This is a genomic window from Marinilactibacillus piezotolerans, from assembly GCF_900114235.1.
In the GTDB taxonomy this organism is placed as follows: Bacteria; Bacillota; Bacilli; order Lactobacillales; family Carnobacteriaceae_A; genus Marinilactibacillus; species Marinilactibacillus piezotolerans.
In genome coordinates, this window is the sequence record NZ_FOSJ01000027.1 from 1 (window position 1) to 17,248 (window position 17,248).

Sequence of the window (17,248 nt, forward strand, 5' to 3'; positions counted from 1 at the left end):
CACTTTTTTTAATTTTGGGTTGACCAACTGTTGATCCAAATGCCGTAGGCTATCGGTTTCATCATTAATCGCATAGAGAAAGAGTTTCAGTACTTTCTTAAACGTTAACTTTTTTGAATAGCGATTAAACTGACCGATAACCTGTCGAGACGTTTCACTTAATTTTTCTAAAGAAATGTACGAAAACCATTTATTTATGGTCATTTTTGTTTTATACTTATCCATGCTATAAGTCCTTTGTTTTGGTCTTGGATAAGTCATCCAACCCCATTATAAAGGACTTTTTTATGTGTTGAAACAGTTAAATTATTTAATGCAACACTAGTGATAATTTTTATTAACTTTATTCGTATATGTAAAAGCGCCGAAAGAATATTATGATGTACCTACTCCATAATATTCTTTCAATGTTTATTCTCCATAGTAATAATAATAATCGTCATCCGATTTAGCTACTTTATTCAGGACCGCACCTAGTACATTTGCTTTTACATTTTCTAACAATTCTTTGGATTTGATTACCTGATCTTTACTTACTTCACCTTTAGGAATAACAAATAATACCCCATCCACTTTAGATGATAATACTTGAGCATCCGTTACAGCCAATACAGGCGGCATATCGAATATAATCATATCAAAGTACTGCCCCATCTCTTTAATCACTTCACTCATTCGCTTAGAGGACAGTAATTCAGCAGGGTTAGGAGGAATAGCTCCACTGGTCAATAAATATAACCCCTCTGTATGGGTACGATAAATTACATCTTCTAATTTTGTCATCCTGTCGGTTAACAGTTTTGTCAATCCGTCACTATTTCTAATATTAAACGTTTTATGAACAGTTGGCTTACGCAAATCAGCATCTACCAATAATACTCGCTTATCATCAGAAGCCATAGTCGCTGACAAGTTAGCTGCTACTGTTGATTTACCCGATGAGGGTCCCGCAGACGTCACAACGATGGTTTTTAAAGTCTCATCAATCATTGAGAATTGGATATTGGTTCGAATCGTTCGGAATTGTTCAGAAACGACTGATGTTGGTCTATTTAAAACAACTAATCCAGGACGGTCATTTAAGTTTGTATCTTTTTTCTTTTTAAACAGCATCTAATCAAACTCCTTTTATATTCTCGAACGTGAAGCTCGAGAATCACTTTTTCTTTGCGGCGCTGAAGGACGATTCTCTGACTTAAGTTCGTCAGCTGACATCATGGAAATCGTTCCCAGATTGGTCCACCCTAGTTCATCAACGATGAATTTCTCATCTTTAACTGTCGTGTCTAAAAATTCTAATAAAAAGGCGATTCCTACACCAATCATTCCCCCTAGAATTACACCAATCGCTAAATTAAGTGTATTATTAGGAGAGACAGGATTTGTATCCGCCACTGCTTCAGAAATGACCGTTACGTTATCCACATTCATAATAGAATTTAAATTATCTTTGAATACAGTTGATGTCGTGTTCGCTATTTCAGCTGCTTCATAAGGGTTATCATCAGTAACTTGTAATGAGAATACTTGAGAATTCTCTGCTGTAGTGACGCTGATTTTATTTTTGAGTTGTTCCGTTGTTTGATCCAGACTTAATGTATCTATAACTGGGTCTAAAATAATTGGATTTCTAATGATATCTGAATATGTATTGATTAATTGAACGTTTGTATCAATATCGGTTCTTTGAATAGCTTCCGTTTCTTGTGTGCGATTGACCAATAATTGACTTGTTGCACTATATTCTGGTGTAGCAATAAAATAAGTATAAGCAGCGGATAGTGCTAAGCCTACTAATACCATATTGATGATTAATCCCATTCTTTTCTTAAGCGTATTGAATAGTTCAACCAAACTTATTTCTTCTTCCATAATTTCCTCCTGTAAAACAATAATGATTATTGTCTAAGAATAGAAAAATCATGCTAAATTACTTCCCTATAAATTAGACTATACAAATATTTTATCATAAAAACAATTAATATCATTATTTTTTTTAATATTTACGACATTTTAACTTAATTTTCCGATAATATCGTCACACAATGAATAAAAAATGCATCCTTCTTTATATTGATTTAGAAGGATGCATTTTCTTATATTGAAGTATATTAATCTAAATGATATAAGTCTCTTGTATACACTTTTTCTTTCACGTCATAAATGTCATCCGTTAAACGATTCGCAACGATTACATCGACTTCTTGTTTAAACTCTTCCAAATTATTGTTCACTTTTGAATTATAGAATAAATCGTCCTCTAATACTGGTTCGTAAACAACCACTTCAATGCCTTTTGCTTTTAATCGCTTCATAATACCCTGGATCGAACTTTGTCTAAAGTTATCTGAACCAGCTTTCATGACTAAACGGTAGATGCCAACTTTTCTAGGATTTTTGGCTAGAATTTGTTCTGCTACAAAGTCTTTCCTAGTGCGGTTAGCCTCTACGATTGCTCCGATAATCTTGTTGGGAACTTTATCGTAGTTTGCTAATAATTGTTTAGTATCTTTAGGCAAACAGTACCCACCATATCCAAATGATGGATTATTGTAATGATTTCCAATACGCGGATCTAATCCTACACCATCAATGATAGACTTTGTATCAAGATTATGAACTTCAGAATACGTGTCTAATTCATTAAAGTAGGCTACCCGAAGCGCTAAATAAGTATTCGCAAATAATTTAACAGCCTCTGCTTCAGTTGAATTCATTAACAACACTGGAATATCTTCATCTTCTGCTCCTTCAACTAGTAAGTCAGCAAACGTCTGAGCACGTTTTGAATCTTCCCCTAAGATAATTCGACTAGGGTGTAAGTTGTCGTATAAGGCTTTACCTTCTCGCAAGAATTCAGGTGAGAAGATAATTTTATCCGTGTTATACTTCTCTCTAACTGAAGCAGTATAGCCTACCGGCACAGTAGATTTAATAATAATGACTGCATCAGGTGCATAATTCAATACATCTTCAATGACAGTTTCTACTAGATAAGTGTCGAAAAAGTTAGATTCGTCATCGTAATTCGTTGGTGTAGCTATAATGACATATTCCGGATTGTTAAAATATGCTTTTTCTTTTTTTGTAGTAGCCACTAAATCTAAATTTTTTTCTCTTAAATAGTCTTGAATCTCTTTATCTTCAATAGGAGATTTTTTGTTATTAATCATTTCTACTTTCTCATCAACAACTTCTAATACTTTTACTTCGTTATTCTGAGCAAGTAAAATAGCATTTGATAAACCAACATATCCAATTCCTACAACTGTAATCTTCATTTAATTTCCTTCAATTCTATTTTTATATTCAAATGTAAAATCCCTTAATAATAAATGTAGTAAAAGGTACTACCTATAATAACGATAGTACCTTGATAACTAATTTAACTCAAGTTCTTCTTTCAAAATATTACTGACTCGCTGAACTTCTTCTTCAGGAATAAATTCATAATAGACACCATCTTGTTTTTCGCCTGTCCCTGATAATTGTTCCTGAGAAATATTGCTGACTGCTGAATTATATTTAGTAAATGCATCAACCATATCATCAAAAGACATGTTTGTTTGCATATTAGCGCTTAGAGAATTTAGAACTCCCTGATAATTCAGAACTGACTCAACAGAGGCTATTTTTCTTACGGTCGCTTCAACTATAGATCTCTGTCTTTCTTGACGTCCATAATCTCCATTGGGGTCTTTCTTACGCATCCTAGAATATTCTAGAGCCGTGTTTCCATCCATATGAACTGTTTGACCTTCAACAAAAGAATAAGCACCTTGATTGAAAGTTAATTCTGGTGTAACGTCAATGCCTCCGACTGCATCGATGATTTGCTGCAATCCTTCCATATTTACAGATACAAAATAATCCACTGGAATATCGAATAGATTTTGAACAGTATTTAATGCCATAGCAGTTCCACCGAATGCATAAGCATGATTGATTTTATCCATTGTTCCATTACCGACTATTTCAGTGTATGTATCTCTGGGGATACTTACAATAGTCGTTTTTTCAGTATTTGGATTAACAGTCATCAACATCATCGTATCAGAACGGCCTTGATCTGTTCTTCCCATATCTCCTGTATCAATTCCCATTAGTAATACAGAAAACGGATCTTTTCCATCATCCACAACAACAGGCTTGTTTCGGATTTGATCATGTCCAGCTTCTTCATACATTTCATTCGTTGAAGATTGTACATCACTGTAAACTCTCCAGGCAACAAAAGCTCCAGCACCAACTATTATTAGTAAAACGACTAAAAAAGCTATTAATATTTTTTTCCATAAAGATTTCTTTTTTCTCTTTTTACGTTTTCGTCTAACCCGTGATTCATCTTCCATTTCCTACCTTCTTTCTTAACCAGTAAAATAACATTCTATACTATTTTACCAATATATAATTATTTTACAATGGATTAACTGTTAATGTTTTATAAAGAAAGTTTATTAGATCTAAGTTTTGTTTACCAAAAACTATATTAATAAGTTTATTTGATTGATCTAAACAATTGGTACACCAATCATATATTAGAAAATAACCAGTGAGTAATAGCACTCACTGGTTATTTATTTCTAATCTATTTAAAAATTTTAAAGTATTCTTTGATGCCTAGAACAATACCATCTGCTATCTGGTTTTGATAACTATCTTTAACTAGCTTAGCACGTTCAGCACTATTATCAATGAATCCCATTTCTGTTAAAACAGCTGCCATTCCGGTTTCTCTAATAACATGGAAATTAGCTTCTTTAACTCCTCTATCGTAAGCACCTGTTTCTTCAAGGAGGGCATCCTGTATAGCTTCTGATAATAGTGAACTTTTTAATAATCTATCTGGATCATTAGCAACCACCGGATTATTCGCATTTCCACTTGCGTTATAAGAATATGTTTCTATTCCATTAGCTGTACTATCAAATGAATTTGTATGGATACTGACAAAAATATCAGCACTAGATGTATTTGCGATTCTAGCTCTTTCAGATAATTCTACAAAAACATCAGTAGATCTTGTCATGATAACTTCATAACCAGCATTTTTAAGTTTAGTTTGTACCTTTTTTGAAACCGTTAAATTAAGGTCTTTTTCTTTAACTCCCCCAGCTTGGGCACCCGGGTCACTTCCACCATGTCCAGCATCAATTACGACAACACGCTTATTAGGATCTAGTTTTTTCAAGGCTGCTTTATCAATCCAACCTAGCTCTTTTCCGTTAAGGGCTACCAGAACATATGTTGAACGTCTTGTGGTCGCTTCTTTTTTAACCGTTACTTCAGCCCCTAAGTAACTTTGTGAATATGCTTTTACAGTATATCCTTCTGTTCCCCAAGGCTTTGTACTAACAGAATCACCATTTCGAACAATTCTAGCTTTATAGTCAGTGACATCTTTTTCCGATAGAACCTTTTCAATATCTAAAGCATTTTTATCTACCCAACCGATTTCTTTTCCATCTATAGATATCAAAGCATAAGTTGAACGATAAGTAACAGCTTCTTTTAATACCTTCACTTGTTTGTTCAGGTATTTAGAAGACTTCGCAATATAACTATAATCTTCTGTAGCATAAGGATCAGTCCCAAAATTATCAGTACCACGTTTTATTTTTGCACTGTAATTAATATTTTTTTCAGATAAAACAGTCTCTGTCAAAGCATTTTTATCGATCCAACCGATTTCTTTATTACCATTATAGATTAAAACATAAGTTGATCTTCTTGTTGTTACTTCTTTTACTGCTTTAACTTTGTTACCTAAATAACTAGAAGATTTTGATTTAACAGCAAAGCCTTCTACTCCATAAGGTTTTGTTGTAACATTATCGGTACCTCTACTAATGTAGCGAGAATAATTGACAGCTTTTTCCTCTAATACTTTTTCAATATCTAAAGCATTTTTATCGATCCAACCGATTTCTTTACCATTTATTGAAATAAGAATATATGTTGAACGAGAAGTAACAACTTCTCTTATAGCATTTACTTGTTTATTCAAATACTTAGATGATTTTGTAATGTAATTATATCCTTTTGTTCCGTATGGATTTGTACCAATATTGTCTGTTCCACGTTTAACAATTGCCACAAAGTTCGTTTCTTTTTCTGACAATACAGGTTCATAGTTTCCTAGAGCATTTTTATCTACCCAACCAATTTCTTCATTACCGTCATAAATTAAAACATAGGTTGATCTTCTTGTAGTAATTTCTTTTATGGCCTGAACTTTTTTCCCAAGATAGTTAGATGATTTAGTTATTACACTAAAACCTTCAACACCGTATGGTTCAGTAGTAATGTTATCGGTCCCTCTGATAATATTACTAACATAATCAACATCTTTTTCTGTTAAGACTTCTTCAATATCTAAGGCATTTTTATCTACCCAACCGATTTCTTTACCATCTACTGAGATTAAGACATACGTTGAACGAACTGTTTTTATTTCTTTAGAAGCATATACTTCTTTATTTAAATAGGTTGAAGACTTAGTAATTTTTTTATATCCCTTTGTTCCATATGGTTGAGTTCCCACATTATCCGTTCCACGCTTAACAATAGCAGCAAAGTTTGTATCTTTTTCTGACAGAATATCATCATAGCTAGTTAAAGCATTTTTATCGATCCAACCAATTTCTTTATCATTTTCAGAAATTAGAACATAAGTTGATCTTCTTGTTGTAACTTCATTGGTAACTTGAACTTTTTTATCTAAATAGTTAGATGATTTTGAGATCACATTATAGCCTTCGACACCATAAGGTTTAGTAGTTACGTTATCGGTGCCTCTAGTTACATAGCTAGTATAATCCACCTTTTTTTCTGTCAAGACTGTTTCTATATCTAAAGCATTTTTATCTACCCAACCGATTTCTTTATTTCCAATAGAAATTAAGACATATGTTGAACGACTAGTTTTAATTTCTTTTGAAACATTAACTTGCTCATTTAAATAAGCAGAAGATTTCTCTATTTTCTTATAGCCTTCTGTACCGTACGGACGTGTTCCAATGTTATCTGTTCCACGTTTGACAATAGCTACAAATTTATTTGACTTTTCAGAAATAATCTGCTCATACACCGATAAACCACTTTTATCGATCCATCCTAATTGTTTTCCATCTAAAGTGATTAAAGCCCATGTCAATCCATTTTTTGTTTTCTTTTCTTGAGTAACTGTAACATTTTTATTAAAGTATTCTAGAGTAGTGGTATTTACTTTAGAATCTTTAGTATTTTTAGGCGCAGAATAAATGCCATCAGTATCTCCAGTAATATAAGCTCTGTAATTAACAGATGAAGTTGTTATTACTTCATCCGAATAAGTACTTTCTAAATTATTCTGCAAATTATTGTCTGAAGTATCATTCTCTTCAGTAGGCATTTGATCAAATCTAGTCAAATCATACGTACTGATAATGCTATTTAATTTTGTATTATACTCTGGGTCTGTAGCATATCTACCAGTAAGCCATTTTGTAGCATCCTGATACGCTGTAGCATTTTCTTTCCAAGTCCCCTTATAGTAATCCTTTGACATAGATACAGGACCATTTCGCAATTTGTCTGCATAATCAATTAATGATTCTGCATAAGAAGGATACTTTTTGAAACCAGCTTTTATCGTTGTCCAACCATCTTCATTGCTATATTCCTTTGTGTACTTATAGAAAGTTTGACCATTATAAGAACCTTTAATTCCAAACAAATTGAAGTTAGGATTGTAAGCCAAAATGCTGGTTCCCCAAGCACTTTCTAAAGCAGCTTGAGCTATCATTACAGATGCATACAAATTATTTTCTTCAGCTATTGCTACTGCATAATTTGAAATTGCATTAATGAAAGCATCTGTTTTAGAGACCATTCTTGTTTGTATACTATATGTAGACACTTGATTTTCTTCCATCATTTCCATAGCTTTTTCTCTAGTGTCTTCTTTAGAATAAACATCCTGATCTGAAATACTTTCAGAAACTACCTCTTCCTTCTCATGTGACTCTTCTTCCTCACTATTTTCTTCCACTGTATCGCTCGCATTTATTTCATTTTCAACCTTAGTCGAAGAATCCGTTTTCTGTGAGTCATCATCCAGAAACTCTCCTTCTTCAACTTGAGTTGTTACATCACTATTATTCACTTCAGATGCTGAAGCTACTGAAGAAAGAAAAATTGGACTTAATAATGTAACAATTGTTGAAAAAAGAAGGGCTCTGCGCTTACCCTTTTTCTTACTAGCCAAAAGACTTGCCCCCTTTGTTATATTTGCACCTTAAAGTTATAAAGTACTTTTTCAGTATAACTAAATTATATACGTAATGCTAGTTAACAATTTGTGAACTAGCATTACTCTCAGTGAATTTGACAATATTTTGCACAATTCAAACTTATAAATATCCTAATATTTTATAGAATTACAATATTAGGATATTGTAATATTATACTAGGCTTTTTTATAAAATTTTTCACTTTTAATACTATATTTTATAATATTTCCAGTTCTCAACTATGAATAACTTCATAAAAGTTTTGTATAGCCATCCGGTTGTATTTAACATAATCAAATGGCTTGGAATGTCCAGAATAACCTTTTTCAATATACTTAGATAGTCCCTCTACTAAGCCATCTACACTATCGTCTACCAACATTCCGTATTTCCCTTCTTCTAATACGGTCCGATTAGCTATAATATCAGTAGCTATAATATCTAAGCTTAATGTTAGTGCCTCTAAAAGAACCATTGGCTGTCCTTCGTAGTGAGAAGATAAAACGAAACAATCACATTTATCCAATATTCTAAAAGGATCTTCTTGTTGACCAGTAAGAATTACTTTATTATTAAGATTCAATTCTTCAATCAACTTTTGTAATTCAATTTTTAAAGGACCTTCACCTAAAATGTATAACATACTATTTGGATGTCTTTTTTGAACTTCATAAAAAGCTAAAATCAAATTACCTTGTGCTTTTTCAGGAGATAGTCGACCCATATTCACAAAATTTATATTTTCAGGAGAAGGATCTTCAATAATTCTATTATTTACTTTAATACCTTGTTCTTCTACTTCAATAATTTCATTTTTACTTATCCAACCTATCACTTCATCTTCTTCCATGATACAACAGTAAATGTCTTCCCCAATAACAGTTTCCTTTACTATAGAAACTAGAGAATTGCTATATTTTTCATTATCAGCTAGTGTTAACAATTCTTTAGTTAAAGGGTTTTTTAAAATTGAATAGTTTTCTTTAGGAATTTTTCCTTTATAAAAAGTGAATTTTTCCTTAAATACATTTTTATCTGGAATAATTTCAACCGCATTACTATTTATCCAACCAATTCGTTTACTGTCAAATTGAATTAAATAAAAAGCACCATTCTTATTTATCATTACACGAGTTATTTCAACTTCTTTATTCAATATTTCTGGTAGTTCTTCTACTTCTCTTGTATCGGGATTTGATGGTATTTTATTCCAGATCTGATAAGTGTCTAAATCTTTTATAATTCCTTTCTTATCAATTGTTCGATCTCTAAAGGATCTATTTGGTAAATATTCAATAACTTTAGTGTGTTTTTTATGGTTTCTTCTTTTTAGTTTCTTTTTTTCTTTTTCTATATATTGCATTGACTTATTAGTTAGAGTGTAATCTTTCAAGATATTAAGAGCTCTAGAGTCAATCCATCCAAGTTTTATTTCATTGATATAAATTAGACTATATGAACTACGTTGTGTTTCTGCTACTTCTTTTACATCGACCATTATATTCTTATATTGTCCGCTATAAGTTGCTTTTCTAGAATTAAATATATTATATGGTTTCGTCCAAAATGGATTATTTTTTGTTCTTTTTAATATAGCTAATATGTTTACTTTTTTAGAATTTATAATACTATCAGGAAGAACTTCAAAAGCTTTTTCTTCAAGCCATCCTATAATTTTATTATCTATACTGAATTTGCAATATACAACACCATCTACTTCAGTTATCCAAGAAATAACTACTTCTTCATCTTTGAAGCTGTCAGCTGCGCCAACTTCTTTTATAAACTTATCATGTACGGGTTTGTTCCAAATATTTAAACCTTCCGTGTTAATTATGCGTGCTCTAGCAATAAAATTTTTATTTAAAGATATTGAGCTATTAGTAATATTCGTATCTTTTTCTATATCCTGCTTATTATTCATCCTATGACTCAATATCTTTTCTGGGTTTATTGAATTAATAATAAAATCAAATTTATCATTAGAGGCATAATTACTTAAATTTTTCTTGTTTAATTCCATTGTTCCTTTAGATACACTCACTAATTTATCAAAACGGTCATAAACAGTCATTAAACCTCTTAAATTAATAAAATGTGGTCTTTTTTTATTAATAGTTCTTTCGCTATCCGATAAAATATCATTATGCATGTAACATATTCGCTTCTCAGCATTCGTAGCTAATAAAAATTTTGCCCAAAATAAACTATACCCACTAAAATCTATTGAAAAATCAAATTTAGAATTCCCAAAAAAGCGCTTTGCTTCCCTTTTATAAGCTTTCTCTGGATACATTTTTTTAAGGTAGTTTTCTCCGACTCCTCTATTGTGACATAGACGGTCGCGGTAGATCTCATTTAAAGAATACACTGAAATGCCTTGTTTAAATAATAATCGAGCATTCTCATTTATTTTTGCTATATTTTTTAATGCCTCTTGTTTATTTGGTATTTTTAGAAAGACACTAACATCATATTTACTGTAATCTATATTATTCATTAAATTAATAAAAGATGATGTTATTCCGTTATTCATCATACCTCCTGGATAAAAAATGATTTTTTCTTTTTTATCATCCAGGTTCTTTATTACTTTAATACTCTCACTAGCATTATTAAAAATGTAGTCTACTAATCTATTAGTAACATTACCATCATCATATTTAGTAAATTTTTCTTTCATAGCACTATAATTGTTTTGGTAAGTTCTTTGTACATCTTTTACATGAGTAATCGTTTCTGTAAGTTCTTCTATATTATACAGAACTGGACCAGGCAGATCTTCAAAGTTAATATAACTACCTCTACTATCAAGGTAATATTCTGCATCCCACATATAAAATAATACTGGTTTATCCGTTACTAAATAATCAAAGAAGATACTTGAATAGTCCGTTATCAACAAATCAGTAATGCTTAACATTTCATTTGTGTCAATATAGTCAGGAATTAAACTATCTTTAATCTCTATAAACTCTTTTGCAGTTGAATATAAAAAGGGATGAACTTTTATAAGAACATTATATTTGTTTCCGTTTTTTTCTTTTAGTATCTCCATATCAGAAATAATTTGCTTCATATCGTTACGTGCTTGGCTAACATTTGTACCTTTCCAAGTAGGTGCATATAAAATAATTTCCTTGTTAGTATCTATCTTTAATCCAGTTTTAAGTAATCTACTGATAAAAGTTAATTTATTTGTATTTAATGTTAAATCAATTCTAGGATAGCCATCCTCAATGATTTTTCCACGAAATAATCCATCTAATTTATAACTTTTTAAATACATATTAGTCGTATGTTCATTGGGACTAATTAAAATTGAGGAACTCAGAAAGTTTCTAACGACATTTCTTGATGTTGCAGGATTTCCGGGAATTTCAAATCCCATTTTTTTTAGAGGAGTCCCATGCCAAGTATTAATATAAACTTGATCTTCTTTGGGTATAAAGAAATTTTGAAATGTTGAATTATTAATCAAATACTTTGCAGTAGATAAATACTCTAAATATTTAGTTGAGTTTCTTTTTACAAAAATAACGTTATCTAAATCTTTATATTGGTTCATAACAACTTCAAGCTCTTCAAAATCTTGAATAGACCAAATGTGTTTGTACTCCCCAAACTTAGGTTGACTCATTAAGAATTTGAAAATAGCATATGGGCTGTCGGTAATACTTTTCCCATCTCTGCTTTCATATAAAATAATGTTATCTATAACTTTTTTTGTTTCATAAAAATTCGAATAAATACGATTTCTTTTATATCCAGTGTTCATTAAAGTATTTTTCACTGGAGAACTAATAAACTTTATTTTCCTTTTCAAAACTTTTTTATTCACTTATTAAACTCCTTAAAAAATAGTTATTCACTTATATTATCAATAATTTTCTTAGATGCAATTCCATTTTCCCATAAACAAAATTTATTATAAAAGTAATCTAATCTTTTATCGTTTCTATTGTTTTTATCTTCACCTATAAAAGCTTTCAGTTCTTTTAAAAACATATTTTCTTCTGTAACAAATGGTCCAGGTGCATTTTTTTCTAAGTCAAAATAAAAACCTCTTAATTTATCACGATAATGCTCATAATCATAAGCATAAAAGAGCATCGGTCTCTTAAGATTAGCATAATCAAAAAATACCGATGAATAATCTGTGATCAATAAATCAGATACCAGATAGAGATCGCTAATATCTATATTTGATGAAAAATTAAAGATATTTGGATGAGTGGAAATATTGTCTAAACTCTCTGCTACCAGATAATGCGCTCTAAATATAAAAACCGTATCATTCCCAAGCACATCGATCAATTGATCCATGTCAAATGGTACATGAAACTTATACTTCCCTTTAGAAATATAATAGTCATCTCGCCACGTTGGTGCATAAAGAATGACTTTTTTATCTAATGGAATGCCCAATTGTTTTTTTATAGCATTTATGTCTTTAGAATTATTTTTTTGAAAGAGTATATCATTACGGGGATATCCACTATCAATAAATGTTTTTTCAAAAGCAAAACAAGATTTGAATATATCTTTTGAGTACTGATTTGGTGCCACCAAATAGTCCCATTTTTGAGTTTCGATCAAGAAGTTTTTTTTGTAATTCTCTAAATTGGAACCAGGCATACTAAACGTATCCATATCTAAAGCTAGTTTTTTTAATGGTGTACCATGCCAAGTTTGAACATATTTTGTTTCTTTTCTTTTTGGTAACCATTTAGGCATACGTGCATTAATAATCCAAAAATTAGCTCTAGCCATATAGTAAAGCCAACGAATGGAAAAGCGATATACAATCTTTACATTTTCATCTTTCACAATATCCCTATCACGATAGCGAATACTCCAATATAATTTATTTTTTTTATCATTCTGCATATATAAATAATCATATATCGCTTTTGGGTTGTCATCAAAACGTCTACCATATTGAGATTCAAATACATATACATTTGGTATAACGGGTAGTAAGGAAAATATACGAAACATTGAGGACAAGCCAAAGATAATTAGTTTTTGTTTCATTATTAATAACTACTCCTTTAATCTTCTCTCTCAAGGTCTTCTTCAATTTTTTTACTAATTTTGTCGACTTCAGCTTTAATCATCTTCAAATCTTCTTTAATCTTAGAAGTTGAAATACCTTCAGTACGAGGTAAATAAACAACCTGACAATATTCTTTTAAAAAATCAAATTTATTCTCCCAGTCATCTCCCATTACAAACACATCAATATCGTGTTTTTGAACATCTTTGATTTTTTGTTCCCATTCATTTTCGGGGATGACTTCATCTACACATTCTAATGCTTCCAAAATCAATTTGCGATCTTCCCAAGATGTATATGCTTTTTTCCCTTTGATAGCATTAAACTCATCAGTAGAGATTGCAACAGTAAGATGATCTCCTAAAGCTGCAGCTCTTTGCAGCAATAGGATGTGTCCCTTGTGTAATAAATCAAATGTTCCATAAGTCAGTACTTTTCTCATAATAATTCCCTTCTTAACTTTTTTAATTGCTAATTATTAAATATAATCTACAAATCGTGCTCTAAATTTCATGTGAATATGAGAACCTAAGATTAAAATGATAGAAATGATTCCCCAAAAAATAAGGCTCAAAGTAGGCTTCTCCCAAAACCATTGTCTCGAAAGAAACGTATCTCTAAAGCCATCTATAAAATAATAAATTGGGTTGATTTGAAACAAATTGACTAGCCAATCTGGAAAACTACGTGTTTCAACATCCCATATGGGACCAGATATATAAAAGAGTAACCTTAGAATAGATTGTAACATGATGTGGTAATCTCTTATTAAAATCGTAATTGTAGAATTTAAAATTCCCATAGCAAATAGAAACATGATCATACAAATAAAATAATAAATATACTGGAACCAAAATATAGTAGGATAAACTCCAAAAAAGAACATAACGCCCATTAAAATGACCATCATCCACCAGTATGAGACAATATTACTCATCATGTTAATAGAAGGCAAGATACTTACAGGGAACTTCATCTTTGAAACCATACCTACTTTGTGATAGATACTATTAGAACCTCCTAAAAGGCTAGAATTCACAAAAAACCATACTATAATCCCTATAAGCATCCAAACTATAAATGGCACGCCGTTTACATTACGACCACCATTTACTCCAATACCAAAAATAAGATAGTAAATACCAATTTGTATTAAAGGATTTAAAAATTGCCACATTAGGCCTAAATAGTGACTCTGATAAGTTGCTCTTTCTTCATATTTTGATACTCGGCGAATAATTCCGATGTTATCAAACTGTTCTTTTATAATAAGCATAACATTCTTCATGCTGAATCTCCTTGTATTCAAATATTATTATAATAATTCTTGAATATGTTGTAATAAACGCTTTATAGATTGTCCATTGTTATAAGTATTCCATTTATTATTAAAGTTTTCAAAATGACAATCTTGAGTTTTTTTTATTTGTAGAATCAATTCATCCATAGATTGAACAATTTCCCCTGGCAACCAATTTTTTAAATCTTTTTGTAATCCTGTTACCTGGTCATATTCTTCTAAGTCATAACAATAGAAAATTATCTTATTTGCATTATTAAGCAGTGTAAAATCAAACGTCACTGATGAGTAGTCTGTTATCAAGATGTCTGTAACCATTAATAGATCTTCTATACTATATTGGCTTAAGTTACCATACAAAAACCCATTGTAATTTTTTTCAACTGGCTTTGTCAAAACGTGAGGGTGTTTCTTCATCAAAATAGCATAATCACTTCCCAGTGCCTCGTATAATTGTTGAACATTAAATGGATACTCATCCTCTAGCCCATTTCGATAAGTAGGAGCATATAAGATAATCTTTTTCTTTTTTAGCTCAGGATACTTAGTAAAAAAAGAATCTCTTTTTTCATCAATTAACTTTTGATTGAAGTAAATATCTGTTCTTGGATTACCATATGATTTTATGCTATTTTTACTAGCACCGTAACTATTTCTGAATACTTCTCCCATCATTTCTGAACCTACAATATACTCATCAAATCGTTTATAAACTTGTTTAAAACGTAAATGATCAAAAAAACTTCGTCCTATTGCAGTCGGGTCTTCCAAACCGAAACGTTTAATTGCACCATTAGCATGCCAAATCTGGATAATCGTTGTTTCCTTTTTGGGATATAGACCCGCTAAAAAAGGGAAATAATTGTCACAAAGAATAACTTTTGATTGCATAAGAATGGGAATCGCTTTTTGTAAAAAGGTTACCGAAGTAGAAATCGGAAAAATTTTTGCTCCCATTTTTTCAAATCTTATAGCTTCTTCTTCACAATTTTTTTCAAAAAGAATTATAATTTCGACATTTGGATTTTCTGTAATTAACGCGCTCAACAAACCATTATCATTTTTAGGAAAACTCATTAAATAAACAATTCTTTTCTTTATAGACAAGGGTTTAGAAAAAATTGAAAAGAACCGAACCAACCATATATATATAATTTTTTTGATTTGTTCCAATGTTCTCCTACTCTCTTATACTTCATAGTTTCCAGTATTATTTCTGTATTGCTACCAATTAATAAAACGCTATCCAAGAGTTTAATATCAAGTTAAAATCCCATTAATACAGAGATTAAAGAATTACCACTTAAATGAACCACCATTAAAAAGCTTGTCATAACGACAGCAAATAACAAAATAAGTCTAGTTGATAATCTCATTCGATCCGTTACTTTTTCTTCTTCAAATTGTTTGTCTAATTCAGTTATTCTTTCCCTATCGTTTGTTTGCTCTATTTGCTTATTAAAATAGTCTCTTACATCAAATTCTTTTTGCTCTTGTTTATGTTTATTTTGATAGTCCTTTTTATCCTTTGCGTTTTTCTTTTTAAAATCATCGCTAAATTTTTTATATTCAGCAGCGACTTCTTCAGCGGGGCCTGCCATACGAACTTCTCCATAATGCATCCATACAATTTTATCACAAAGTTTCTTCACTTGGTTCAATGAATGACTAACGAAGAAAATCGTTTTCCCTTGTTCTTTAAATTCCATCATTTTATCCACACATTTTTGATAAAAAGTTTCATCACCAACAGAAAGTGCTTCATCGATAATTAAAATATCCGGATTAGTATGGACAGCAATTGCAAATCCAAGACGAGATTTCATACCACTGGAATAACTTTTTACTGGCTGATTGATAAAGTCTCCAATTTCTGCAAAATCTATAATATCATCAATCGTTTCATCAATTTCTTTATTTGTTTTCCCAGTCATTAATGATTTTAAGCGTATATTTTCTGATCCAGTCAGTTGATTTTTCAGGCCTGCTGAAATAGCGATTATAGAGGTATCTCCATTAACTTCCACTTTACCAGTTGTTGGTGGTATGATACCCGCAATAATATTTGCTAAGGTTGATTTCCCTGATCCGTTTACTCCTATCAATCCAATTGTTTCACCATCGTAAACATCTAAGGAAACACCTCTTAAAGCCCAAAAAGTAGGAATTTTTTTTCTAGAAAATTTAAACAGCGATTTTATCTTATCTGATTTTTGCTTATACAAATCATATTGTTTTGTAACGTTCTCAATAATTACTTTTTGTTTATTCACCAAAACATTTCACCTATTCTTCTGATTTATATTTTAAATCTTGTGAATTTTAATTGCCAGACTATATAGTATTATATATTTTATTCATTTTCAACTTTTAAAAATCTATGTAATTATATCACATAAACTTCCCCATTATTTCTATTATACTTAATAATTCATGCAATTGAAATATTTTCTAAAAAGCAGTTGGTAATAAGCTAAATTAAAAGTCAATTTCAAAAAATTGATTCCATATCCTTATTTCTTAAACAGTTAATCAGTTGTCGAAGAATTTGAAGAGTAGTCTAATTAAAATTTGATGGATATCTTCTCTTTTCAGTTTGCAAAAATATATTTTACT

Annotated in this window: 11 protein-coding genes and 1 pseudogene; all 12 read right to left on the bottom strand. The window is 30.8% G+C overall.

Features of this window, described 5'->3' with window-relative positions; genetic code table 11:
* Positions 1–225: pseudogene (locus tag BM212_RS12720) on the bottom strand (IS4 family transposase); the annotation flags it as partial.
* Positions 226–411: 186 nt separating this feature from the next.
* Complete coding sequence (locus tag BM212_RS07545) at positions 412–1,113, bottom strand: CpsD/CapB family tyrosine-protein kinase (RefSeq protein WP_091897814.1); 702 nt, start codon at positions 1,111–1,113, stop codon at positions 412–414.
* A 15-nt stretch (positions 1,114–1,128) separates the two neighbouring features.
* On the bottom strand, positions 1,129–1,872 hold the full coding sequence (locus BM212_RS07550) for a YveK family protein (RefSeq protein ID WP_091897817.1): 744 nt from the start codon (positions 1,870–1,872) through the stop codon (positions 1,129–1,131).
* A gap of 239 nt (positions 1,873–2,111) precedes the next feature.
* The gene (locus BM212_RS07555) at positions 2,112–3,281 is read right to left on the bottom strand and encodes a nucleotide sugar dehydrogenase (protein WP_091897820.1); all 1,170 of its coding nucleotides are present in this window, start codon (positions 3,279–3,281) and stop codon (positions 2,112–2,114) included.
* A gap of 99 nt (positions 3,282–3,380) precedes the next feature.
* On the bottom strand, positions 3,381–4,352 hold the full coding sequence (locus BM212_RS07560; RefSeq protein ID WP_091897823.1) for an LCP family glycopolymer transferase: 972 nt from the start codon (positions 4,350–4,352) through the stop codon (positions 3,381–3,383).
* A 236-nt stretch (positions 4,353–4,588) separates the two neighbouring features.
* A complete protein-coding gene (locus BM212_RS07565; protein ID WP_091897827.1) occupies positions 4,589–8,248 on the bottom strand; it encodes a GW dipeptide domain-containing protein in 3,660 nt (1,219 codons plus the stop codon).
* Between the two features lie 260 nt (positions 8,249–8,508).
* Positions 8,509–12,114: a CDP-glycerol glycerophosphotransferase family protein gene (locus BM212_RS07570; RefSeq protein WP_091897830.1), complete on the bottom strand. Its 3,606-nt coding sequence runs from the start codon at positions 12,112–12,114 to the stop codon at positions 8,509–8,511.
* Positions 12,115–12,137: 23 nt separating this feature from the next.
* The gene (locus BM212_RS07575) at positions 12,138–13,310 is read right to left on the bottom strand and encodes a CDP-glycerol glycerophosphotransferase family protein (RefSeq protein ID WP_091897833.1); all 1,173 of its coding nucleotides are present in this window, start codon (positions 13,308–13,310) and stop codon (positions 12,138–12,140) included.
* A 17-nt stretch (positions 13,311–13,327) separates the two neighbouring features.
* On the bottom strand, positions 13,328–13,774 hold the full coding sequence (tagD, locus tag BM212_RS07580) for a glycerol-3-phosphate cytidylyltransferase (RefSeq protein WP_091897836.1): 447 nt from the start codon (positions 13,772–13,774) through the stop codon (positions 13,328–13,330).
* Positions 13,775–13,810: 36 nt separating this feature from the next.
* Complete coding sequence (locus tag BM212_RS07585; protein ID WP_091897839.1) at positions 13,811–14,620, bottom strand: ABC transporter permease; 810 nt, start codon at positions 14,618–14,620, stop codon at positions 13,811–13,813.
* A gap of 27 nt (positions 14,621–14,647) precedes the next feature.
* A complete protein-coding gene (locus tag BM212_RS07590) occupies positions 14,648–15,805 on the bottom strand; it encodes a CDP-glycerol glycerophosphotransferase family protein (RefSeq protein WP_091897842.1) in 1,158 nt (385 codons plus the stop codon).
* Between the two features lie 92 nt (positions 15,806–15,897).
* Positions 15,898–16,908: a teichoic acids export ABC transporter ATP-binding subunit TagH gene (gene tagH / locus BM212_RS07595; RefSeq protein WP_091897845.1), complete on the bottom strand. Its 1,011-nt coding sequence runs from the start codon at positions 16,906–16,908 to the stop codon at positions 15,898–15,900.
* Between the last annotated feature and the right edge of the window lie 340 nt (positions 16,909–17,248).